The sequence below is a fragment of the Mixta calida genome, from assembly GCF_002953215.1.
Classification (GTDB): domain Bacteria; phylum Pseudomonadota; class Gammaproteobacteria; order Enterobacterales; family Enterobacteriaceae; genus Mixta; species Mixta calida.
In genome coordinates, this window is record NZ_CP026378.1 from 3,172,286 (window position 1) to 3,194,021 (window position 21,736).

At 59.2% G+C, this 21,736-nt stretch carries 21 protein-coding genes; 9 read left to right on the forward strand and 12 right to left on the reverse strand.

The window, feature by feature from the left end:
- The first annotated feature begins 85 nt into the window (after positions 1 to 85).
- The 3 genes from ptsH (at position 86) to crr (ending at position 2,774) form a co-directional block, all read left to right on the forward strand.
- Positions 86 to 343 carry a phosphocarrier protein Hpr gene (gene ptsH, locus C2E16_RS15120; protein ID WP_038624898.1) on the forward strand — a complete coding sequence of 86 codons (258 nt, stop codon included), beginning with the start codon at positions 86 to 88 and terminating at the stop codon, positions 341 to 343.
- 156 nt (positions 344 to 499) lie between these two features.
- Positions 500 to 2,227, forward strand: coding sequence for a phosphoenolpyruvate-protein phosphotransferase PtsI (gene ptsI / locus C2E16_RS15125; protein WP_038624896.1), 1,728 nt, complete (start codon positions 500 to 502; stop codon positions 2,225 to 2,227).
- Positions 2,228 to 2,270: 43 nt separating this feature from the next.
- Positions 2,271 to 2,774: a PTS glucose transporter subunit IIA gene (crr, locus tag C2E16_RS15130; protein ID WP_038624893.1), complete on the forward strand. Its 504-nt coding sequence runs from the start codon at positions 2,271 to 2,273 to the stop codon at positions 2,772 to 2,774.
- 62 nt (positions 2,775 to 2,836) lie between these two features.
- On the opposite strand, the gene C2E16_RS15135 is transcribed toward crr, so the two are convergent.
- Together C2E16_RS15135 and C2E16_RS15140 are read right to left on the reverse strand one after the other, a co-directional pair.
- On the reverse strand, positions 2,837 to 4,186 hold the full coding sequence (locus C2E16_RS15135) for an ATP-binding protein (RefSeq protein ID WP_038624891.1): 1,350 nt from the start codon (positions 4,184 to 4,186) through the stop codon (positions 2,837 to 2,839).
- A complete protein-coding gene (locus tag C2E16_RS15140) occupies positions 4,183 to 4,863 on the reverse strand; it encodes a response regulator transcription factor (protein ID WP_038624889.1) in 681 nt (226 codons plus the stop codon). Before C2E16_RS15140 ends, C2E16_RS15135 begins: the two co-directional genes overlap by 4 nt.
- 170 nt (positions 4,864 to 5,033) lie before the next feature.
- Between C2E16_RS15140 and C2E16_RS15145 the strand changes: the two genes are divergently transcribed.
- Positions 5,034 to 6,239, forward strand: coding sequence for an efflux RND transporter periplasmic adaptor subunit (locus C2E16_RS15145; RefSeq protein ID WP_038624887.1), 1,206 nt, complete (start codon positions 5,034 to 5,036; stop codon positions 6,237 to 6,239).
- Positions 6,239 to 8,179 carry a MacB family efflux pump subunit gene (locus tag C2E16_RS15150; protein WP_104951554.1) on the forward strand — a complete coding sequence of 647 codons (1,941 nt, stop codon included), beginning with the start codon at positions 6,239 to 6,241 and terminating at the stop codon, positions 8,177 to 8,179. The genes C2E16_RS15145 and C2E16_RS15150 overlap by 1 nt, the downstream gene beginning before the upstream one ends.
- A gap of 58 nt (positions 8,180 to 8,237) precedes the next feature.
- Here the strand turns inward: C2E16_RS15150 and cysM are convergent, their stop codons facing one another.
- The 9 genes from cysM to C2E16_RS15195 form a co-directional block, all read right to left on the reverse strand.
- Positions 8,238 to 9,116, reverse strand: coding sequence for a cysteine synthase CysM (cysM, locus tag C2E16_RS15155; protein ID WP_038624883.1), 879 nt, complete (start codon positions 9,114 to 9,116; stop codon positions 8,238 to 8,240).
- Positions 9,117 to 9,191: 75 nt separating this feature from the next.
- Complete coding sequence (cysA, locus tag C2E16_RS15160) at positions 9,192 to 10,280, reverse strand: sulfate/thiosulfate ABC transporter ATP-binding protein CysA (protein WP_038624881.1); 1,089 nt, start codon at positions 10,278 to 10,280, stop codon at positions 9,192 to 9,194.
- Positions 10,270 to 11,145, reverse strand: a complete 876-nt coding sequence (gene cysW, locus C2E16_RS15165) for a sulfate/thiosulfate ABC transporter permease CysW (protein ID WP_038624879.1) — start codon at positions 11,143 to 11,145, stop codon at positions 10,270 to 10,272. Before cysW ends, cysA begins: the two co-directional genes overlap by 11 nt.
- Positions 11,145 to 11,978: a sulfate/thiosulfate ABC transporter permease CysT gene (gene cysT, locus C2E16_RS15170; RefSeq protein ID WP_038624877.1), complete on the reverse strand. Its 834-nt coding sequence runs from the start codon at positions 11,976 to 11,978 to the stop codon at positions 11,145 to 11,147. Before cysT ends, cysW begins: the two co-directional genes overlap by 1 nt.
- Positions 11,978 to 12,988, reverse strand: coding sequence for a thiosulfate ABC transporter substrate-binding protein CysP (gene cysP, locus C2E16_RS15175; protein ID WP_084970267.1), 1,011 nt, complete (start codon positions 12,986 to 12,988; stop codon positions 11,978 to 11,980). The genes cysT and cysP overlap by 1 nt, the downstream gene beginning before the upstream one ends.
- Positions 12,989 to 13,190: 202 nt before the next feature.
- Positions 13,191 to 14,087 (reverse strand): Dyp-type peroxidase, encoded by an 897-nt coding sequence (locus tag C2E16_RS15180; RefSeq protein ID WP_038624873.1) that lies wholly within the window; start codon positions 14,085 to 14,087, stop codon positions 13,191 to 13,193.
- Between the two features lie 88 nt (positions 14,088 to 14,175).
- On the reverse strand, positions 14,176 to 14,772 hold the full coding sequence (locus C2E16_RS15185) for an RpoE-regulated lipoprotein (RefSeq protein WP_038624871.1): 597 nt from the start codon (positions 14,770 to 14,772) through the stop codon (positions 14,176 to 14,178).
- 66 nt (positions 14,773 to 14,838) lie between these two features.
- The gene (locus C2E16_RS15190; protein ID WP_104951555.1) at positions 14,839 to 15,294 is read right to left on the reverse strand and encodes a DUF2919 domain-containing protein; all 456 of its coding nucleotides are present in this window, start codon (positions 15,292 to 15,294) and stop codon (positions 14,839 to 14,841) included.
- A 39-nt stretch (positions 15,295 to 15,333) separates the two neighbouring features.
- Entirely contained in the window at positions 15,334 to 15,759 is a 426-nt protein-coding gene (locus C2E16_RS15195) for a GNAT family acetyltransferase (protein WP_038624866.1), read from the reverse strand.
- 203 nt (positions 15,760 to 15,962) lie between these two features.
- Here C2E16_RS15195 and amiA point away from each other — a divergent pair, with 203 nt between their 5' ends.
- Together amiA and hemF are read left to right on the forward strand one after the other, a co-directional pair.
- Positions 15,963 to 16,808, forward strand: coding sequence for an N-acetylmuramoyl-L-alanine amidase AmiA (gene amiA / locus C2E16_RS15200; RefSeq protein ID WP_373996396.1), 846 nt, complete (start codon positions 15,963 to 15,965; stop codon positions 16,806 to 16,808).
- Between the two features lie 64 nt (positions 16,809 to 16,872).
- On the forward strand, positions 16,873 to 17,787 hold the full coding sequence (hemF, locus tag C2E16_RS15205; RefSeq protein ID WP_104951556.1) for an oxygen-dependent coproporphyrinogen oxidase: 915 nt from the start codon (positions 16,873 to 16,875) through the stop codon (positions 17,785 to 17,787).
- A 104-nt stretch (positions 17,788 to 17,891) separates the two neighbouring features.
- Here hemF and maeB read toward each other — a convergent pair whose 3' ends face one another.
- The gene (maeB, locus tag C2E16_RS15210; RefSeq protein ID WP_084970269.1) at positions 17,892 to 20,171 is read right to left on the reverse strand and encodes an NADP-dependent oxaloacetate-decarboxylating malate dehydrogenase; all 2,280 of its coding nucleotides are present in this window, start codon (positions 20,169 to 20,171) and stop codon (positions 17,892 to 17,894) included.
- A gap of 79 nt (positions 20,172 to 20,250) precedes the next feature.
- Here maeB and C2E16_RS20605 point away from each other — a divergent pair, with 79 nt between their 5' ends.
- Together C2E16_RS20605 and tal are read left to right on the forward strand one after the other, a co-directional pair.
- Complete coding sequence (locus C2E16_RS20605) at positions 20,251 to 20,517, forward strand: hypothetical protein (protein WP_133052057.1); 267 nt, start codon at positions 20,251 to 20,253, stop codon at positions 20,515 to 20,517.
- A gap of 198 nt (positions 20,518 to 20,715) precedes the next feature.
- Positions 20,716 to 21,666 (forward strand): transaldolase, encoded by a 951-nt coding sequence (gene tal, locus C2E16_RS15215; protein ID WP_038624858.1) that lies wholly within the window; start codon positions 20,716 to 20,718, stop codon positions 21,664 to 21,666.
- Positions 21,667 to 21,736: the final 70 nt, after the last annotated feature.

Consider the following 21,736-nt stretch of genomic DNA (forward strand, 5'->3'; position numbering starts at 1 on the left):
AGCGCGACCTTCACCGGCTAAAGTTTAACCGCCAGGCTAGACTTTAGAGACAAAACACCAAACCTAATTAAGTTGGGGAAACATAATGTTCCAGCAAGAAGTTACCATCACCGCACCTAATGGCCTGCATACTCGTCCGGCTGCTCAGTTTGTTAAAGAAGCTAAAGCCTTTGCCTCTGAAATCACCGTGACCTCCAATGGCAAATCCGCCAGTGCGAAAAGCCTGTTCAAACTGCAGACGCTGGGTTTGACTCAGGGCACCGTGGTGACGTTGTCTGCTGAAGGCGAAGATGAGCAGCAGGCCGTTGAGCATCTGGTCAAACTGATGGCTGAGCTCGAGTAATCGTCAGCCGCCGAAAAAACCGTTTCATCAGGCAACTGAGTGCAAACATATTGATCGCGGACATCATGTCCGCGTTGTTGCATCCGTAAAGTACGGTTCCGCCGGATTCTGGCACCTCGTTCCGCCTGGTAGGCATCGTTATAAAAAGGTAGGGTTATGATTTCAGGAATTTTAGCATCACCGGGTATCGCTTTCGGCAAGGCACTTTTGCTGAAGGAAGATGAAATCGTTATCAACCGGAAGAAAATTTCTGCCGATCAGGTTGATCAGGAAGTCGCGCGCTTTATCGAAGGCCGCCGCAAAGCCGCCGAACAGCTCGAAGCCATTAAAATCAAAGCGGGCGAAACCTTCGGCGAAGAAAAAGAAGCGATCTTCGAAGGCCACATCATGCTGCTGGAAGATGAAGAGCTTGAGCAAGAGATCATCAGCCTGATTAAAGATGAGCTGGCTTCCGCCGACGCGGCGACCCACAGCGTGATCGAAGGCCAGGCGAAAGCGCTGGAAGAGCTGGACGACGAATACCTGAAAGAGCGCGCCGCCGACGTGCGCGACATCGGCAAACGTCTGCTGCAGAACATCCTCGGCCTGCATATCGTCGATCTGAGCGCGATCAAAGACGAAGTGGTGCTGGTAGCGAAAGATCTGACGCCGTCAGAAACTGCGCAGCTGAACCTGAAAAAAGTGCTGGGCTTTATCACTGACCTGGGCGGCCGCACCTCGCATACCTCTATCATGGCTCGTTCACTTGAGCTGCCTGCTATTGTCGGCACCGGTGATGTCACCAGTCGCGTTAAAAACGATGATTATGTGATTCTGGATGGCGTTAACAACAAGGTCTACGTTAACCCGACTGCTGAAGTCATCGAAGAGCTGAAAGCGGTACAGCATCAATACCTGAGCGAGAAAAACGAACTCGCCAAGCTGAAAGATCTGCCGGCGATCACGCTGGACGGACATCAGGTTGAAGTGGGCGCCAACATCGGCACCGTCCGCGACATTCCGGGCGCCGAGCGCAACGGCGCTGAGTGCGTCGGCCTCTACCGCACCGAATTCCTGTTTATGGACCGCGATGCGCTGCCGACCGAAGAAGAGCAGTTCCAGGCTTACAAAGCCGTCGCGGAAGCGATGGGTTCCCAGGCGGTTATCGTCCGCACCATGGACATCGGCGGCGATAAAGACCTGCCATACATGAACCTGCCGAAAGAAGAGAACCCGTTCCTCGGCTGGCGCGCTATCCGCATCGCTATGGATCGCAAAGAGATTCTGCACGCGCAGCTGCGCGCCATCCTGCGCGCTTCCGCGTTCGGCAAGCTGCGCATCATGTTCCCGATGATCATCTCCGTTGAGGAAGTACGCTTCCTGAAAGCGGAGCTGGAGATGCTGAAAGCCCAGCTGCGCGAAGAAGGCAAAGCCTTCGACGAGGCGATCGAAGTGGGCATTATGGTGGAAACACCCGCTTCAGCGGTTATCGCACGTCATCTGGCGAAAGAAGTCGACTTCTTTAGTATTGGGACAAACGACCTGACGCAGTATACTCTGGCGGTGGATCGTGGTAACGAGCTGATTTCCCACCTTTATAACCCAATGACGCCGTCGGTTCTCGGCCTGATCAAGCAGGTTATCGATGCTTCTCACGCTGAAGGCAAGTGGACCGGCATGTGTGGTGAGCTGGCAGGTGATGAACGTGCTACACTACTGTTATTGGGAATGGGGCTGGATGAATTCAGCATGAGTGCCATTTCTATCCCGCGCATCAAGAAGATCATTCGCAACACGAACTTCGAAGATGCGAAGGCATTAGCAGAGCAGGCTCTGGCTCAACCGACCGCGGAAGAGTTGATGAACCTGGTCAACAAGTTCATTAAAGAAAAAACACTCTGCTGATTCCGCGATACGCTGGCCCAACATTACTGCTTAGGAGAAGATCATGGGTTTTTTTTCCAAACTTTTTGGCGATAAAACAGAAAGCGCATCTGGCACCATCGAGATCGTCGCCCCGCTGTCTGGTGAGATCGTAAATATCGAAGACGTGCCAGACGTTGTATTTGCGGAGAAAATTGTTGGTGATGGCATCGCTATCAAACCGGCAGGCAATAAAATGGTTGCTCCGGTTGATGGCACCATCGGCAAGATCTTCGAAACCAACCATGCATTCTCTATCGAATCTGATAGCGGCATTGAGCTGTTCGTTCACTTCGGTATCGATACCGTGGAGCTGAAAGGCGAAGGCTTTAAACGCATCGCGGAAGAAGGCCAGAAAGTGAAGAAAGGCGACGTCGTGATTGAGTTTGATCTGCCGCTGCTGGAAGAGAAAGCCAAATCGACGCTGACCCCGGTCGTGATCTCTAATATGGATGAGATCAAAGAGCTGACCAAGCTCACCGGTCAGGTAACCGTAGGCGAAACGCCGGTTATCCGCATCAAAAAATAAGGGTTAGCAAGATGCATAAAACGGCGCCGAAAGGCGCCGTTTTTTTGCCTGCCGTTTAGCGGCTACCAACCCTGCCAGTGCGGCAGCCGAATCGTCATTTCCAGCCCGCCGTTACGCCCGTTCGCCGCCTGCACTTCGCCATGATGCGCCAGCACCACCTTGCGCACGATCGATAGCCCCAGCCCGTAGCCTTTGCCCTGCAACGGCGAATTAACGCGCACAAAGGGGTCGAAAATGCTGGAAAGTTTGTCGGCGTCCACGCCAGGCCCGCTGTCGCTGACGCAGATGACGAGCCAGCCGTTATCAGATCGCAGGCTAATTTTGACTTCCTGCCCCTGGAGTGAATAGCGCAGCGCGTTGCGCACCACATTCTCCACCGCGCGCCGCACCAGCTCGGCGTTGCCCTTCATCGTATAGTCCGCCGCCTGCTCTGCCTCCAGCGTAATGGTTACGCCAGGCAGCTGCGCCTCGTAGCGCGCATCGTTGACCACCGTCTCCAGCAGGCCGCAAAGATCGAAATATTGCTCGTCGGGCATCTTTTCATTTTCGGCGCGCGACAGCGTCAACAGCTCGCCAATCATCTTGTCCAGCCTCTGCGCCTCTTCATCAATACGATCGAGCGAGGCGTTAACCGACTCCGGCGTCTGTCGCGCCAGTCCGGTCGCCAGCTGCAGGCGCGCCAGCGGTGAGCGCAGCTCGTGGGAAATATCGTGCAGCAGCTCCTCGCGCGCCTTTACCAGCACCGCCAGACGCTCCACCATCGCATCGAAATCGCGCGCCACCATCGACAGCTCATCGTGACGACGGCGCATTTGCGGCCAAAGCCGCACGGAGAGATCGCCGTTCGAGACGCGCGTAAAGCCCAGCCTGAGCTGGCGCATCGGCCGCGTCAGGTTCCACGCCAGCAGCGAGCTGAACAGCAATCCCGTCAGGCCGGCAAACCAGAAGATCGGCTCCGGGATATTAAGGATTTTACGCGGCGGGCCGCCCATTTGACTGTCTTCGCGCAGCCCTTTTACATCGTAGCGCAGCTGATACTGTTGACCATCCGCGCCGGTCACCCACTCCACCACCTGATCGGGATAGCCACGATTCTGCGGCGCGGAAAGCTGCTGACGCGGTACTTCCTGCGGCGGGGAAGGCATCGGCGTTACGGAGAAGAAGCGACGATCGCCGGGCGACCAGTCCGACATCATATTATCCAGCGCTGGCAGGCCGCCATGCTGTAACACCGATACGGCGGAGGCCATCTGCAAATTGACGATGCGTCGCGTCGCGATATATTCCGGCGGCTCGCGGTGCTTGCCATACAGGGTAAAGCCCAGCCACAGCAGCTGGCTGATAAGGAAAAACACCAGCCAGAAGCCAAACAGAATTTTCCAGAACAGGCGACCGCGGAAACGGCTTTTCATCGAATGCGGTAGCCGATGCTGCGCACGGTTTCGATATTAATCGTGTCGCCGGCCAGGCCCGCCAGCTTCTGACGGATGTTGCTGATATGCACGTCGACGCTGCGATCGTAAGCCTCGCGCGGACGCCCCAGCCCCTTTTCTGATAGTTCGTCTTTCGTCACTACGCGGTCGGGCGAACGCAGCAGCAGGTCGAGCAGATTGAATTCCGAAGCGGTAAGATCGAACGGCCTGTTTTTCCATTCGCTGATGCGCGTCGCCGGGTTCAGCGACAGATCGCGCCAGCGCACGACTTCTTTTTTCTCCTGTAACGCAGGCTGCTCGTCGAAGCGGCGCAGCACCGCACGCAGGCGCGCCACCAGCTCTCGCGGATAGCACGGCTTCGGCACGTAATCATCAGCGCCCATCTCCAGGCCAATTACCCGATCGATATTGTCCCCTTTCGCGGTCAGCATAATGATCGGAATGCGGCTGCTTTGCCGCACCTGACGCAGCACGTCCGTCCCGCTCATATCGGGCAGCATAATATCGAGGATGACCGCCTGGAATTCGCCGGACAGCGCGCCGTCGATGCCCGCCTGGCCGGTCAGCACCAGCGAGGCGTCGAAGCCTTCGCCAATCAAATATTCGCTGAGCATGGTGCCCAGCTCAAGGTCGTCGTCAACTAACAGAATCTTCATGCGTCTACTCTCACAAACGGTTGGCGCTATTTTGACCTTAAGCGGAAAGATGCGCAGCAGGATTTACTGAATCCTTACAGATATTCGCGCCATATTAAGCTGTCGTTTCACTTTATTGTGGCAGGCTTTTACGTTATACCAGTGCTTTCTTCGTACCAGGGATGTTTGCCATGGCATTACGCCGCACCTTATTCAGCCGTAAAGGACTTTTGCTGCTGGTTTTGTTGATTGTAGCTGCTGTTGTCGTCTGGGCGCTGCTGCGTCCGAAACAGGGACCGGCAGCGTTTCTCACCGCAACCGTAGAACAGCGCCCGTTACAGCAGGCGGTGCTGGCGGACGGCACGCTGTCGGCCAGCAAGCTGGTCAGCGTCGGCGCGCAGGCGTCCGGTCAGATCAAGCGCCTGCTGGTCGAGCTGGGCGATCAGGTCAAACAGGGGCAGCTGGTCGCGGAGATCGACAGCATGACTCAGCAGAACGCCCTGCAAAATGCGCAGGCGGCGCTAAAGAATATTGAAGCGCAGCGCGCGGTCAAAGAGGCGCAGTTGAGCAACTATCGCGCGGCCTTTGCCCGCCAGAAAGCGATGCTGACGAAAAACCTGACGCCGAAAGCGGACTATGACGACGCGCTGACGACACTGAGCGCTACCGAAGCGGAAATCCGCGCGCTGGATGCGCAAATCGTACAGGCGCAGATTGAGGTCAACACGGCGCAGGTCAATCTGGGCTATACCCGCATCGTTTCCCCTATCGACGGCACCGTGGTCTCCGTGCCGGTTGAGGAAGGCCAGACGGTTAACGCCGTACAGAGCGCGCCGACGCTGATCAAGGTAGCGAATCTCGACACCATGACGGTGAAAGCGCAGATTTCCGAAGCCGACGTGATCAACGTCCAGCCGGGCATGAAAGTCTGGTTCACCATCCTCGGCGAACCGAACCGCCGCTACGAGGCGACGCTGCGCGCCATCGAACCGGCGCCTGACTCCATCAACCAGGACAGCACCAGCAGCCTGACCAGCTCATCAAGTAGCGCCAGCGATAAAAAGGCGATCTACTATTACGGTCTGTTCGATGTGCCTAACCCGCAGCACCGCCTGCGCATCTCCATGTCGGCGGAGGTGCATATCGTGCTGGGCGAACGTCCGAATGCGCTGGTGATCCCGGCAACCGCCATCGACACTATCGACGGCAAAACGTCGGTGCAGGTGGTTGACAACCAGCAGCGCGTCACGCGACGCGAAATAAAGGTGGGCCTGAACGATAACGTGGAAGCGGAAATTATCTCCGGCCTGAAGGTGGGCGAGAAAGTCGTGCTGAGCCAGCGCGCTACGGCGGATGCGACGTCAGGCAGCCCCGATCACGGTCCAGGGCCTCGCTGATGGCGCTGCTGGAACTCCATAACATCAGCCGCTCTTTTCAGAACGGCGAACAGCAGGTGCAGGTGCTGCGCGACATCAACCTGAGCATCGATTCAGGCGAGTTCGTCGCCATCGTCGGGCAGTCCGGCTCCGGCAAATCGACGTTGATGAACATTCTCGGCTGCCTGGATAAGTCGAGCGCCGGCGAATACCGCGTTGCCGGCCGGGCGGTTTCCACGCTGGATGACGATGCGCTGGCGGCGCTGCGGCGCGAGCATTTCGGCTTTATCTTCCAGCGCTATCACCTGTTGAGCGAGCTGACGGCGCTGGGCAATGCGGAAATGCCCGCGATCTATGCCGGCCAGGCGCCGCAGGCGCGCCGTGAACGCGCCGCCGCCCTGCTCACCCGGCTCGGCCTCGGCGAGCGCCTCCACTATCGGCCCGGTCAGCTCTCCGGCGGCCAGCAGCAGCGCGTCAGTATTGCGCGCGCGCTGATGAACGGCGGCGAAGTCATTCTTGCCGATGAGCCGACCGGCGCGCTCGACAGCCACAGCGGCGAAGAGGTGATGCGCATCCTGCACGACCTGCATCAGCAAGGGCACACTATCGTTATCGTGACGCACGATATGCAAATTGCGCAGCATGCGCAGCGCATCATTGAGATCCGTGACGGGGAGATTCTCAGCGACAGCCGCCAGCAGAGCGTCGCGCCCGCCGCGCCGCGCGCGCTGACTGAGCGCGAACAGGGCAACGCCTGGCGCGCCGCGCGCGACCGGCTGACCGAAGCGTTTCGTATGGCGTTGGTTTCAATGCTGTCGCAGCGGCTGCGCACCTTTCTCACCATGCTCGGCATTATTATTGGCATCGCTTCGGTCGTGGCGGTGGTGGCGCTGGGGAAAGGGTCGCAACAGAAAATCCTGCAGGAGATCAGCGCGATGGGCACCAGCACGCTGGACATTTTCCCCGGCAACGATTTCGGCGATATGCATTCGTCGGCCATTCAGACGCTGCGCGCCAGCGATGCCGATGCGCTGGCCTATCAGCCCTATGTCCATAGCGTCACGCCGTCGCTCTCCGCCAGCACCACGCTGAAATATCGCAACCAGGCGCTTTCAGTGATGGTCAACGGCGTCGGCGAGCAGTTCTTCGCCGTGCGCGGCTATCGTCTGTCGCAGGGGATGGCGTTCGATCGTCAGGGCGTCGATCGCCTGGCGCAGGAGGCGGTGATTGATGAAAACACCCTGAAGCGTCTCTTCCCGAACGGCGAAAATCCGCTGGGCCAGGTGGTGCTCTTCGGCAATATGCCGGTGCGGATTATCGGCGTCGCCACGCGCCAGAGCAGCTTCGGCAGCGACAGCAACCTTAACCTGTGGGTGCCCTACACCACGGTAATGAAGCGCATGGTCGGACAAACCTGGCTGAGCGGCATTACCGTCAGGGTGCGCGACAACATCGATCTGTCACTGGCGGAACAGGGCGTGACGCGCCTGCTGACGCAGCGCCATAATGGCAAGGATTTCTTTATCCTCAACACCGACAGCATTCGTCAGACAATTGAAACCACCACCAATACCATGACGCTGCTGGTGGCGATGATCGCGCTGATTTCGCTGCTGGTCGGCGGCATCGGCGTGATGAATATCATGCTGGTGTCGGTCACGGAGCGCACGCGCGAGATCGGCGTGCGCATGGCGGTCGGCGCGCGTGCCAGCGATATTATGCAGCAGTTCCTGATTGAGGCGGTGCTGGTGTGTCTCACCGGCGGCATTATCGGCGTGCTGCTGTCGCTGGTGCCGGGCATTATCCTGGCGCAGACCACCAGCAGCTTCGGCATGATTTATTCACCCTTCTCAATCGTGGCGGCCTTCGTCTGCTCCAGCCTGATCGGGGTTATCTTCGGCTTTTTCCCGGCGCGACGCGCGGCACGGCTCGATCCTATTCACGCGCTGGAGCGTGAATAGCCTCCGTTGACGGCGACAGAGCCCGGATATGGAAACGGCCCCTGAAGGGGCCGTTTTTTTAATAGACGCCGGTGGAAAGGTAGCGGTCGCCGCGGTCGCAGATAATAGCGACCACCACGCTGCCCGGATTTTCCGTGGCGATGCGAATGGCGCCCGCCACCGCGCCGCCGGAGCTGACGCCGCAGAAGATGCCTTCACGCCGCGCCAGCTGCCGCATGGTCTCTTCGGCCTCCTGCTGCGCCATATCCACAATGCGATCGATCAGCTCAGGCTGGTAGATGCCCGGCATATAGGCGGCGGGCCAGCGGCGAATGCCAGGTATGCTGCTGCCCTCCTGCGGCTGTAGCCCGATAATCTGCACCTGCGGGTTTTGTTCTTTCAGATAGCGACCGACGCCGGTAATGGTGCCGGTGGTGCCCATGCTGGAAACGAAATGGGTGAGGCGCCCGTGGCTTTGACGCCAGATCTCCGGGCCGGTAGTGGCGTAGTGGCCCAGCGGGTTGTCCGGGTTGTTGAACTGATCCAGCACCTTGCCTTCGCCGCGCGCCGCCATCGCCTGGGCCAGATCGCGCGCCCCTTCCATGCCCTGCTCGCGGCTGACCAGCACCAGCTCGGCGCCGTAGGCGCGCATCGCCGCCTGACGCTCCTGGCTCATATTATCCGGCATCAGCAGCTTCAGGCGATATCCCTTCATTGCGGCGATCATCGCCAGCGCAATGCCGGTATTGCCGCTGGTCGCTTCAATCAGCAGATCGCCGGGGCTGATTTCGCCGCGCTGTTCGGCGCGCTGGATCATCGACAGCGCAGCGCGATCTTTCACTGAACCGGCGGGATTATTACCCTCCAGCTTCAGCCAGATCTCGCTGCCGTTGGCGGGCGTCAGGCGCTGTAATGTAATCAACGGCGTATTGCCGATGGTGTTTTCCAGAGTGGTCACGATATTTTTCCCGGCAGGCAAAATGAAGCGGGCGGGAAAATCCCGCCCTGGCACGCTATAAGAAGTGAGAAAATATCAGGCGCTTTCGGCAAAGGCAACCGCGCGCAGCGGGGTATTGCCCTGATAAAGCCGCGCCTGTTGTAGCCCAACGTAAAGTCGCTCGCCGCGCAGCGGGGCCGTTTGCTCGCCGTCGAACACCAGGCTGAAGGGTTCCGCCTGCCAGCCGAGCGGCTGCACCACCAGCTGCCAGAAGTGACCGCGCGGGCTCAGTTCCAGGATCTGCACCGGCAGCGGAGTTTCCAGGCTGCTCTGGCGGCTGACGTCGATCTCCCACGGACGCAGAAAGAGTTCTACTGCGCCCTGCCCGGCTGGCGTATAGCCCAGCGGCCAGTGGTGCGCGCCGACATGGAACTGGGAGCCGTGAACTTCAGCATCGAAGCGGTTGACTTCGCCCAGGAACTCCAGCACAAAGCGACTGGCCGGTTCGCGCCACACTTCATCCGGCGTGCCCACCTGCTCGATATTGCCCTGGCTCATCACCACCACCCGATCGGCCACTTCCATCGCCTCTTCCTGATCGTGGGTAACGAAAACGCTGGTGAATTTCAGTTCTTCATGCAGCTGACGCAGCCAGCGGCGCAGCTCTTTACGCACCTGCGCATCGAGCGCGCCGAAGGGCTCATCCAGCAGCAAAATCTGGGGTTCCACGGCCAGCGCGCGCGCCAGCGCCACGCGCTGCTTCTGGCCGCCGGAAAGCTGGGCCGGATAGCGGTTCGCCAAATGGCCCAGCTGCACCATTTCCAGCAGCTGCGTCACCTTCTGTTTGATCGCCTGGGTTGAAGGACGTTCGCGCTTAGGCAGTACCGTCAGCCCGAAAGCGATATTGTCGAAGACCGTCATATGGCGGAACAGCGCATAATGCTGGAAAACAAAACCGACCTGACGGTCACGCGCGTGCAGTCGGGTGACATCTTTGTCATGGAAACGCAGATGTCCGCTGTTCTGATGCTCCAGCCCGGCGATAATACGCAGCAGCGTGGTTTTACCGGAGCCGGACGGCCCCAGCAACGCTACCATCTGACCAGAAGGAATATCCAGTGAGATGTCGTTAAGCACGCGCGTACGGCCAAAAGACTTGTTGATCTGATTAATCTCAATGCTCATGATTTCCCTCCTGCTGTAAACGCTTCTGCTGGTTCTCTAACCGCCATTGCAGCGCGCTTTTCAGAAACAGTGTCACTATCGCCATCAGGGTCAGCAGCGCGGCAGCGGTAAAAGCGCCGACGGTGTTGTAGTCCTGATGCAGTAATTCAACCTGCAGCGGCAGCGTATAGGTCTCGCCGCGAATCGATCCCGACACCACCGAGACCGCGCCAAATTCGCCGATGGCGCGCGCGTTAGTCAGCACCACGCCGTAGAGCAGCGCCCAGCGGATGTTGGGCAGCGTGACGCGGCGAAACATTTGCCAGCCCGACGCGCCCAGCAGCACCGCCGCTTCGTCTTCCTGGCTGCCCTGGCTGAGCATCACCGGCACCAGTTCGCGCACCACAAATGGGCAGGTCACGAAGATGGTCGCCATCACAATGCCGGGCCACGAGAACATCAGCTGAATGCTGTGCGCGTCAAGCCAGCCGCCGATGGGACCGTTAACGCCCCAGAACAGCAGATAAATCAGGCCCGCCACCACCGGCGACACCGCAAACGGGATATCGAACAGTGTCAGCAGCAGCTGGCGTCCGGGGAAGGTAAAACGCGTCACCAGCCAGGCGAGCAGCGTACCGAACACCAGATTAACCGGCACGGTAATCAGCGCCACCAGCACCGTCAGCCAGATAGCGTGCAGCATATCGGGATCGGTCAGGTTGCTCAGTGCGGCGACCACGCCCTGCGCCAGCGCCTCGGTGAAAATCGCGATCAGCGGCACTACCAGCAGCAGAAACGAGATCAGCACGCCAAGCGCGATCAGCAGCCATTTGCCCCAGTTGATACGCTGGCGCGCCACGCCGTTCAATTGTGTAACGTCAGCCATTAGTGACCTCCCAAACGACGACCAAAGCGGCTCTGCAACGTGTTAATCGCGAACAGCAGCAGCAGCGAGGCGGCGAGGATCACCGACGCGATGGCGCTGGCGGCCGGATAGTCGAACTCCTGCAGGCGAATAAAAATCATCAACGAGGTCACTTCCGTCTTCCAGGCGATATTGCCGGCGATAAAGATCACCGCGCCGAACTCGCCCAGACTGCGAGTAAAAGAGAGCGCGGTGCCCGCCAGCAGCGCTGGCGCCACTTCCGGCAGCACCACGCGACGAAAGCTTTGCCACGGCGTCGCGCCGAGGGTTTGCGCCGCCTCTTCATACTCAGGTCCCAGCTCTTCCAGCACCGGCTGGACGGTGCGCACCACAAACGGGATGCTGGTAAAGGCCATCGCCACGGCGATGCCCAGCCAGGTATAAGAAACTTTGATATCGAACTGCGCCAGCCACTGACCGTACCAGCCGTTGACCGAAAACAGCCCCGCCAGCGTCAGGCCCGCCACCGCCGTCGGCAGCGCGAACGGCAGGTCCATCAGCCCGTCGAGCAGGCTACGGCCGGGGAAACGATAGCGCGTCAAAATCCAGGCCATCAGCATGCCGAACAGCGCATTGAAGATTGACGCCACGCCCGCCGAGAGCAGTGTCACCTTATAGGCCGCTACCACCTGCGGGTTAGTAATCACTTCCCAGTACTGCGCGAGCGACATTTGCGACAGCTGCATCAGCAGGGCGCTCAGCGGCAGCAGCAGGATCAGACAGGTAAAGAACAGGCTGCTGCCGAGGCTGATGCCGAATCCCGGAAGTACGCGCTTACTACTTGCTAAGAACATTAACCACGCCCCGCCGCTAACAGCTTATCCAGCTCGCCGCCGCTGGCGAAATGGGTCTTCATCGCCTTTTCCCAGCCGCCAAAGCGATCCTCTACGCGAAACAGGTTGGTTTGCGGAAACTTCGCCTGCGCCATCAGCTGCGGGTTATTCACCCGATAGTAAAATTGCATCATGATTTTTTGCGCCGGCGGCGTATAGAGATAGTTGAGATAGGCTTTCGCCGCCTCCGTGGTCTGATTCTTCGTCACATTTTTATCCAGCCAGGCGACCGGAAATTCCGCCAGAATATCGACGTCAGGCACGATCACCTCGTAGCCCTGATCCGCATACTGCTGACGAATGGCGTTCACTTCCGACTCGAAGCTGATCAGCACGTCGCCCAGCCCGCGATCGACAAAGGTGGTGGTGGCGCCGCGACCGCCGGTATCAAATACTTCGACGTTTTTTACAAACTGCGTCATAAACTGTTCGGTTTTGGCGCGATCGCCCTGATTGGCCTGTTCCGCTGCGCCCCAGGCCGCCAGCCACGTATAGCGTCCGTTGCCGGAGGTTTTCGGATTCGGGAAAATCAACTTCACGTCGCTGCGCACCAGGTCGTTCCAGCTATGGATCTGCTTCGGATTGCCTTTGCGCACCAGAAACGCCATGGTGGAGTAAAAAGGTGAGCTGTGATTCGGCAGGCGCGTCTGCCAGTCAGCAGGCAGCAGCTTGCCGCGGTCGTGCAGGATCTGGACGTCGGTCACCTGGTTATAGGTCACCACATCCGCCTTCAGTCCCTGCAAAATGGCCAGCGCCTGCTTTGAGGAACCCGCGTGAGACTGACGGATAGTGAGCTTGTCGTTCGGGTGCGCGGCATCCCACTGCTGGACAAAGGGAGCGTTCAGCGCCGTAAAGAGTTCGCGCGACACGTCATAAGAGCTGTTCAACAGCTCGGTCGCCTGTGCGCTGGCGGCCAGCAGCAAGGAGAGCGCCGCGCCACTGAGAAATTTATTCGCTATTGGAAATCTCATTTCACACCCTGAGTCTTGATCCGGCTCACACCACCGTACCCTCAGTGTATTTATAACTCAGGTCAAAGCTGTAACGGTTTTATATATCTTTTGATGATTTAAAAGTCGAAAAAAGCATAAGACGGCGGGAAAGCTCAGCGGAAAAACGGCAAAGCAGACAGGCGTTAAAAAGCCCGCGCGCGGCGGGCCTGAAGGCGCGGCATTACAGTGCCAGCAGCGTATCGACGGAAGGGGCGAACCATAAAGCGCCGCTGACCGGTTTGGTGAAGCGCAGCATAGCGTCAAATTTACCGTCGCGCTCGCCGAACATGCTCAGCAACTGCTGCTCGATATTATAGAGCGTCGCGCAGTAGGCGATGAAATAGAGCCCGTTAGTGCCGCTGGCGGTGCCGTAAGGCAGGCTCTGACGCAGGATCTTCAGCCCCTGCCCGTTCTCTTTTAAATCGACCCGGCTGACGTGCGACGTATCAGGACGCGCGTCGCCCTCCAGCTCCTCGTTGTCAAACTTGGTGCGTCCTATCATCTGTTCCTGCTTTTCCACGGGCAGGCGTTGCAGCTGCGCCAGGTTATGCTCCCAGCGCTGGGTAAAGACATAGCTGCCCCCGGCGTCGACGCCGTTAGCGATAATCGCCACCTGCTGACGCTGCTCGCCCTGCGGGTTTTCGGTGCCATCGACGAAGCCGGATAGATCGCGATCTTCCGTCCAGCGGAAACCATGCGTCTCTTCATCGATGCGCACCGCCGGGCCAAAAGCCGCCAGCGCCGCCTGCGCCAGGGTAAAATTCACATCGTGCCGCTGGGACTGAATATGCACCAGCAGATCGCGCTGGGTGGCTGGCGCCATATTTTTCCCCAGCGGCTGAAAATCTTTCAGTTCCGGCGCGCTCTGCGGCGGCTGCAAATCGCGCCACAGCGCATTGCCGAAGGCGACAACGGCGCCCAGTCCCGCGTCGGGATAGCGCTGTTGCAGCTGCGTTAACTGTTGATGGAAGGTTTTGACGCCCTGGCGCACCGCATTCAGGTCGCCCTGAACTCCGGCTTCCAGCCAGATGGCAAAGCGGCTGTGCTCGATAAGGATGCCGCTCTGATGTTGAGACATGCGGGTTTACTCCGAAATGATAGTGGTCGAAACAGGGCCTATCATACCGGAAAGGGACGGCGGAAGGTGAGACCGCCGCCGCGATTGGTTAGCGCTGCCAGATAATTTTGCTGACCTGCCAGTTTTTCAGCACGTCGTCCGGCGGAATCAGCCCTTCCGGGCCCGCCCACTTGCCCTGATAGAGATAGCTAATGTGCTGGCTGTTCGGCGCCTGACACAGTACAGCAGCGGCCGCCGCCTGACAGTGACCGAACGCCTTCTGATAATGATCGCTGAAAGCGTCGCCGATGCGCGTGCCGTCGGCGCTGGCGATTTTCGCATCCGTTACGTCGATACGGCTGACGGTATCTTTACCGCTGAAGGTCAGCTTCACTTCATTATCCGTCAGCGCCTGCCAGAAGGTGACTACGCCGCCCTGCTCGCCGCGCATTCCCTGGCGCAGGCGGTAATCACCGTTCAGGCCGGCGCTGATGGCGCTCTCCCGCAGCGGCGTCGCGCCGGTAATGCCGCCGACGCCCTGCTCGGTAACGGTCAGCGACGCCCCGAACCAGTTGCCCGGCCACAGAGAGGACCAGGACCAGTCGAGCGGATTCCACCAGCTCGATTCACTGTGCTGCGTGCCGCTGCTGGCGCAGCCTGCCAGTAATAAAGTCGCGACAATAAATGCCGGGCGTAGAGATTTCATATCAACTCCTGAAGTGGTTACGCGACGTTCGCCAGTGAAGTTGGAGTCGCATACGCGCAAAAAGTTTTATTCGGCGCGATTCAGCTCTCTGTCGAAACAGGCCTTCAGGCGCGCGCTGAAAAGCAGCCAGCAGAGCGCCAGCAGATCGAACAGCGCGGGCAGCCAGAGCGCCGGCGTGGAGAAATCCCCTTCCTGGCCGCTCTGCCAGAGCGTCAGCGCCAGGCTCAGCAGCAGGCTGGCGCACAGTACCCAGCGCCAGGCATGCCAGAGCCGCGGCCAGCGCTGCCGGTAGCCGGTCAGCAGCAGCCCAAGGGCGGCGGGCACGCCCAGCCCTAAGCCGAGCCAGAAAGTATCGCTGTCGGGATAGAAGAGGGCCAGCAGATCGCTGCCCTGCTGGCGCGAGGCGCCTGCCATCACAAACAACACCCAGGTGCGCGCCTGCAACAGCAGAATAAGCCAAAAGGCCAGCGGCAGGCGCAGCTGGCCTTTATGGTCGTAATCGTCGGGCAAGAAAGGCGTCATAGATAAGCAAAGCGGCCGCAGCGCGATGGCCCGAGCCGATTAATACTCACGATCTTCAATCAGGCGTTTGCCCAGGCAGACCGCATCCTGCATGTCGTAATCCAGCTTTTCGTAAAAGCCGATCACGGCGTCATTTTCTTCGCGCACGATCAGGTTGATTTTAGGGCAGCCGCGTGCGATCAGCTTTTTCTCAAGGCGGTTGAGCAGCGCATTCGCGAAGCCGCGTCCGCGATAGTCAGGATGCACGCCCAGGTAATAGACGGAACCGCGGTGGCCGTCGTAGCCGCCCATTAAGGTGCCGACGATTTCGCCGCCGACCACCGCCACCAGAAACAGATCGGGATCGTGATTTAATTTACGTTCGATATCCATTTCCGGATCGTTCCACGGTCTTAACAGATCGCAACGTTCCCAAAGCGTAATGACTTCCTCGAAGTCTTCCTGGCGGAATGCGCGGATTTCCATGAAATTATCTCAGATGTTACTCACAATTCGTTGATTATCACGCATTCTTTTCCCGGCGCAACCCTCGCGGCGCGCCTGCCGGGAAAAAAAATCGTGCCTGCTGGGTATTTGGCTGAAATAAATAGCAAAAGCCTGAAACAGCTTCCCTGTCGAAACGCGATCGCCCGTTAGGTTATAACATCTTTTTATCTATGGACGCCGCCATGAAAAATGATCTGCCCCCCAACACACGACGCCAGCTTCTGCTTTCCGGCCTCGCCCTGGCGCTGTTGCCGACCACGCGCGCGCTGGCGAAAACCGAACGCGCCAGCCTGTCCGCCGCGCGGCCGCAACGCCCCGCCAACGGCAAAAAAATCGTGATGCTCGATCCGGGTCATGGCGGCATCGATTCCGGCGCGGTGGGTGAAGAAGGCAGTGAAGAAAAACATATCGTGCTGGAGATCGCGCATAACATCCGCCAGATCCTGAGCCAGCATAACGGCATCGAGGCGCGCCTGACGCGCGAAAGCGACCACTTCATTCCGCTGGCGCAGCGGGTAGAGATCGCTCACCAGCACGGCGCCGATCTGTTTATGTCGATTCACGCCGACGGCTTTACCAGCCCCAGCGCCAACGGCGCGTCGGTTTTCGCCCTGTCGAATCGCGGCGCCAGCAGCGCGATGGCGCGCTACCTGTCGGAAAAAGAGAACGCCGCCGATAAGGTCGGCGGCATCAAGACGCAGAGCGATAATCCCTTGCTACAGCAGGTGCTGTTCGACCTGGTGCAAACGGATACGATTAAAAACAGCCTGACGCTCGGCAGCCATATCCTCAAGCAGATCCGTCCGGTGCATCATCTGCACAGCCAGCATACCGAACAGGCCGCCTTCGCCGTGCTGAAGTCGCCGTCGATTCCCTCAGTGCTGGTAGAAACCTCTTTTATTACCAACCCGGAAGAGGAGCGGCTGTTGGGCACCACCGCCTTCCGGCAGAAAATCGCCGGCGCCATTGCCGACGGCATCGTCAGCTTTTTTAACGAATTTGACCGCCACAATCATCGCCCCGGTTAGGTATACTCCTCACACTGACGCAAAAGGGCCGCACGGCCCTTTTTTACAACACAGTGAAGCGAATATGAATGCTCCCAATATCGAACAGGTAAAAGCCTTTTTGCTGACGCTCCAGGATGAGATCTGTCAGCAGCTGGAACTGGCGGACGGCGCCGGTCAATTCCAGGAAGACAGCTGGACGCGTCCCGGCGGCGGCGGCGGACGCAGCCGCGTGCTGCGTCAGGGCGCGGTCTTTGAACAGGCCGGGGTCAACTTCTCCCACGTCCATGGCGACCAGATGCCCGCCTCCGCCACCGCGCACCGCCCTGAGCTGGCGGGACGCAGCTTTGAGGCGCTGGGCGTTTCGCTGGTGATCCACCCGGAAAACCCTTATATCCCCACCAGCCACGCCAACGTGCGCTTTTTTATCGCGGAAAAACCGGGCGCCGATCCGGTCTGGTGGTTTGGCGGCGGCTTCGACCTGACGCCGTTCTACGGCTTTGAAGAGGATGCGATTCACTGGCATCAGACCGCTGCCGATCTCTGCCGACCGTTCGGCGCGGAGGTCTATCCGCGCTATAAAAAATGGTGCGATGACTACTTCTTCCTGAAACACCGCGGCGAACAGCGCGGCATCGGCGGCCTCTTTTTCGACGACCTGAACACCCCTGATTTCGAGCGCTGCTTCGCCTTTACCCGCGCGGTCGGCCAGGGTTTCCTGGATGGCTATCTGCCCATCGTGCAGCGTCGTAAAGGCATCCCGTGGGGCGAGCGCGAGCGTCAGTTCCAGCTCTATCGCCGCGGGCGCTACGTGGAATTTAATCTGGTATGGGATCGCGGCACGCTGTTTGGCCTGCAAACCGGCGGACGCACCGAGTCGATTTTGATGTCGATGCCGCCGCTGGTGCGCTGGGAATATGACTATCAGCCGGAGCCGGGTTCGCCGGAAGCGGCGCTCTACACTGACTTTCTGCCGGTGAAAGCGTGGCTGCAAAATTAACGCCCGAAATGAATAACGGGGCCGGTTGTCACACGGCAAAGCGTCCCTGATGACAATCCGTCCCGCGCCGCTTATGACGCGGGACGCTTTTCTCAATCTTCTGGTTACAGCGGCTGCGTCTGCGCCTCCACTACCGCCAGCGCCACCATATTGACAATGCGCCGCACCGACGAGATCGGCGTCAGCACATGCACAGGCCTGGCGATGCCCATTAGCACCGGGCCGACGGTGACGCCCTCCGAACAGGAGACGCGCAGTAGGTTGTAACTAATCCGCGCCGCCTCGACGTTAGGCATAATCAGCACGTTAGCGGAGCCTTTCAGCGGGCTGTCGGGCATCAGATCCTGACGGATGCTCTCCACCAGCGCGGCGTCGCCGTGCATCTCGCCATCGATCTCCAGTTCCGGCGCGCGCGCCTTCACCAGTTCAAGCGTGTCGCGCATTTTGCGCGCCGCCGGTGCGTCCGACGCGCCGAAACTGGAGTGCGACAGCAGCGCCACCTTCGGCTCGATGCCGAAGCGTCTCACCGTTTCCGCCGCCATAATGGTCAGCTCCGCCAGTTGCTCCGGCGACGGATCTTCGTTGACATAGGTATCGGCGATAAAGGTGTTGCCGCTCGGCAGCAGCAGCGCGTTCATCGCGCCCGCGACGTTAATGCCCGGCCGGAAGCCGAACACCCGCTCAAGGATCGTGTAGTGTTCTTTATAATCGCCGATGGTGCCGCAGATCATCGCGTCCGCCTCGCCGCGATGCACCATAATCGCGCCGATCAGCGTAGGATTGCCGATTACCGCGCGCTGCGCCTGCTCCGGCGAAACGCCGCGCCGCTTCATCATCTGGTAATACTCACTCCAGTAGGCTTTAAAACGCGGATCGGATTCATTGTTCACCACGTCGAAATCTTTGCCCGCCTCGATTTTCAGCCCCAGCTTTTGCAGGCGCATGGCGATCACATTCGGGCGGCCAATCAGGATCGGCTTCGCCAGCCCGAGCGAAACCAGCTCCTGCGTGGCGTGCAGCACGCGCGCCTCCTCCCCTTCCGCCAGCACTACCCGCTTCGGCTCTTTGCGCGCCTGGGCGAACACCGGCTTCATAAAGAGGTTGGTTTTATAGACAAACTCGGTCAGCTTTTCGCGGTAGGCATCGAAATCGGCGATAGGACGCGTCGCCACGCCCGACGCCATCGCCGCCTTCGCCACCGCCGGCGCGATCTGGACGATCAGTCGCGGGTCGAAGGGTTTGGGAATCAGATAGTCGGGGCCAAAAGAGAGTTCTTCATCGCCGTAGGCGGAGGCGACCACGTCGCTCTGCTCCGCCAGCGCCAGTTCAGCGATGGCGTGCACCGCCGCCAGCTTCATCTGTTCGTTGATCGCCGTCGCCCCGACATCCAGCGCGCCGCGGAAGATAAACGGGAAGCAGAGCACATTGTTCACCTGGTTAGGGTAATCGGAACGGCCTGTGCAGATAATCGCATCCGGGCGCACCGACTTTGCCAGCGGCGGCAGGATCTCCGGCTCCGGGTTAGCCAGCGCCAGAATCAGCGGATTGGGCGCCATGCTTTTCACCATCTCCGGCGTCAGCACCTTCGGGCCGGAACAGCCGAGGAAAATATCCGCGCCGACAATCGCCTCCGCCAGCTGACGCATGCCGTTATCGGGAATGGCGTAAGCGGCTTTGGTTTCAGCCATCTGCGCATCGCGCCCCTGCCAGATCACCCCTTTCGAATCGCAGACGATGATATTGTGTTTCTGCATCCCCAGCTCTACCAGCAGGTTCATGCAGGCGATAGCGGAAGCGCCTGCGCCGGAAACCACCAACCGCACGTCGGAAATGGTCTTTTGCACGATACGCAGACCGTTCAGCACTGCGGCGGTACAGATAATCGCGGTGCCGTGCTGGTCGTCATGGAACACCGGAATTTTCATCCGCTCGCGCAGCGCTTTTTCAATATAGAAGCACTCCGGCGCTTTGATATCCTCCAGGTTGATGCCGCCGAAGGTTGGCTCCAGCGCGGCGATCACTTCGATAAGGCGGTCGGGGTCCTGCTCGTCGACTTCAATATCAAACACGTCGATGCCGGCGAATTTTTTAAACAGTACGCCCTTGCCCTCCATTACCGGCTTGCCCGCCAGCGCGCCGATATTGCCCAGCCCCAGCACGGCGGTGCCGTTGGAGATCACGCCCACCAGATTGCCGCGCGCGGTGTACTTATGCGCGGCCAGCGGATCCTCAGCGATTTCCAGGCACGGCGCGGCCACGCCCGGCGAATAGGCCAGCGCCAGATCGCGCTGCGTCGCCAGCGGTTTGGTGGGAGAGACCTGAATTTTCCCTGGCTGTGGATACTGGTGAAAATCGAGCGCGCTCTGCTTCAGTTGATCGTCCATCGGCGGTTCCTTCGATTGATAACGTGAGTAAGGCATGAGCTGAGCAGTATAGAAGCGCGCTGCTACGGAAAAACTTGAGGTGCACCAAAGAATTGCCATCGGCGCATCGGCGTCCTTCAGGCTTGCCCGGCGGCGGATACGATATTTTGCACATCTGCTATGCTTTTTAATGGTCCGCATACGCTGTGACGACCGCGCCGCCGAAAACGGCTCCGGGCGCGGCGGCGGCGCTATTTTCCGCTGGCGCGCACAAGGCGCGTCGGCCAGAGAGGCACAAGTCATCAAGTCCATGCGTTATTCACATGGCATCCTGCCTGAAGACGTCGCGGCAACGGCATGGCGTTAAGGCCGCGCGGCGGCTGGCCTGGGCCTCGCTATTGAATGAGCCCATTGCAACAATCAGAGAAAACGCATTTCCACACGGGAGCGGCTGGTGCAATGTGGGTCGTCTGTAACAAAGGACAGCGTTCACCGGGCGCGCCGCATCGCCGTCGGGAACCTCGTTTACTTTCGTATTACCCTTTGGGTATCAAGGAGATAAGAGATGAATCAGCTAGACGCACTGAAACAGTTTACGACAGTCGTGGCGGACAGCGGCGATATTGAATCGATTCGCAACTACCACCCTGAAGACGCTACCACCAACCCGTCTCTGATCCTGAAAGCCGCCGGGCTCGAATCCTACAAGCACCTGATTGACGACGCGATTGAATACGCGAAAAAACAGGGCGGCAGCAAAGAAACGCAGATCATCAACGCCAGCGATAAAGTGGCGGTTAACCTCGGCATGGAAATCCTGAAAAGCGTGCCGGGCCGTGTTTCGACCGAAGTGGATGCGCGCCTCTCCTTCGATCGTGGCATGTGTGTGACCAAAGCGGAAAAACTGGTGCGGATGTATGAGGATCACGGCATCGATCGCTCTCGCATCTTAATCAAGCTCGCCTCCACCTGGGAAGGCATTCGCGCGGCGGAAGAACTGGAAAAAAACGGCATCAACTGTAACCTGACGCTGCTGTTTTCCTTCGCCCAGGCGCGCGCCTGCGCTGAAGCGGGCGTGTTCCTGATTTCGCCGTTCGTTGGCCGCATCTATGACTGGTATAACACCCGTCAACCGATGGACCCGTACAACGTCGAGGAAGATCCGGGCGTGAAATCAGTACGCAACATCTATGACTACTATAAGTCGCACCGCTACAAAACCATCATCATGGGCGCCAGCTTCCGTAAAACCGAGCAGATCCTTGCGCTGGCAGGCTGCGACCGCCTGACCATTTCGCCGAACCTGCTACAGGAGCTGCAATCGAGCGATGCGCCGGTTGAGCGTAAGCTCACGCCGTCGACCGAAGGTTTCCACGAGCCGTCTCCGCTGACCGAAGCGGAGTTCCGCTGGGAACATAACCAGGATCCGATGGCGGTTGAGAAGCTGTCAGAAGGCATCCGCCAGTTCGCTGCCGATCAGCTGAAACTGGAAGAGACGCTGGCCGCACGGCTGTAATCGTCGCTAACGATAATGACTCAGGGGCGAATTTTTCGCCCCGTTTTCATCCCCTCTTTATCTTCTTCAA

Coding starts and splice junctions, on each gene's coding strand:
- cysW (WP_038624879.1), bottom strand. CDS start 11,145: ATGGCTGACGTTACACAATTGAACGGCGTGGCGCGCCAGCGTATCAAC.
- C2E16_RS15150 (WP_104951554.1), top strand. CDS start 6,239: ATGGCGCTGCTGGAACTCCATAACATCAGCCGCTCTTTTCAGAACGGC.
- hemF (WP_104951556.1), top strand. CDS start 16,873: ATGAATGCTCCCAATATCGAACAGGTAAAAGCCTTTTTGCTGACGCTC.
- ptsI (WP_038624896.1), top strand. CDS start 500: ATGATTTCAGGAATTTTAGCATCACCGGGTATCGCTTTCGGCAAGGCA.
- cysA (WP_038624881.1), bottom strand. CDS start 10,280: ATGAGCATTGAGATTAATCAGATCAACAAGTCTTTTGGCCGTACGCGC.
- ptsH (WP_038624898.1), top strand. CDS start 86: ATGTTCCAGCAAGAAGTTACCATCACCGCACCTAATGGCCTGCATACT.
- amiA (WP_373996396.1), top strand. CDS start 15,963: ATGAAAAATGATCTGCCCCCCAACACACGACGCCAGCTTCTGCTTTCC.
- tal (WP_038624858.1), top strand. CDS start 20,716: ATGAATCAGCTAGACGCACTGAAACAGTTTACGACAGTCGTGGCGGAC.
- C2E16_RS15190 (WP_104951555.1), bottom strand. CDS start 15,294: ATGACGCCTTTCTTGCCCGACGATTACGACCATAAAGGCCAGCTGCGC.
- C2E16_RS15185 (WP_038624871.1), bottom strand. CDS start 14,772: ATGAAATCTCTACGCCCGGCATTTATTGTCGCGACTTTATTACTGGCA.
- C2E16_RS15145 (WP_038624887.1), top strand. CDS start 5,034: ATGGCATTACGCCGCACCTTATTCAGCCGTAAAGGACTTTTGCTGCTG.
- cysP (WP_084970267.1), bottom strand. CDS start 12,988: ATGAGATTTCCAATAGCGAATAAATTTCTCAGTGGCGCGGCGCTCTCC.
- cysT (WP_038624877.1), bottom strand. CDS start 11,978: ATGTTCTTAGCAAGTAGTAAGCGCGTACTTCCGGGATTCGGCATCAGC.
- crr (WP_038624893.1), top strand. CDS start 2,271: ATGGGTTTTTTTTCCAAACTTTTTGGCGATAAAACAGAAAGCGCATCT.
- C2E16_RS15180 (WP_038624873.1), bottom strand. CDS start 14,087: ATGTCTCAACATCAGAGCGGCATCCTTATCGAGCACAGCCGCTTTGCC.
- C2E16_RS15140 (WP_038624889.1), bottom strand. CDS start 4,863: ATGAAGATTCTGTTAGTTGACGACGACCTTGAGCTGGGCACCATGCTC.
- C2E16_RS15195 (WP_038624866.1), bottom strand. CDS start 15,759: ATGGAAATCCGCGCATTCCGCCAGGAAGACTTCGAGGAAGTCATTACG.
- C2E16_RS15135 (WP_038624891.1), bottom strand. CDS start 4,186: ATGAAAAGCCGTTTCCGCGGTCGCCTGTTCTGGAAAATTCTGTTTGGC.
- maeB (WP_084970269.1), bottom strand. CDS start 20,171: ATGGACGATCAACTGAAGCAGAGCGCGCTCGATTTTCACCAGTATCCA.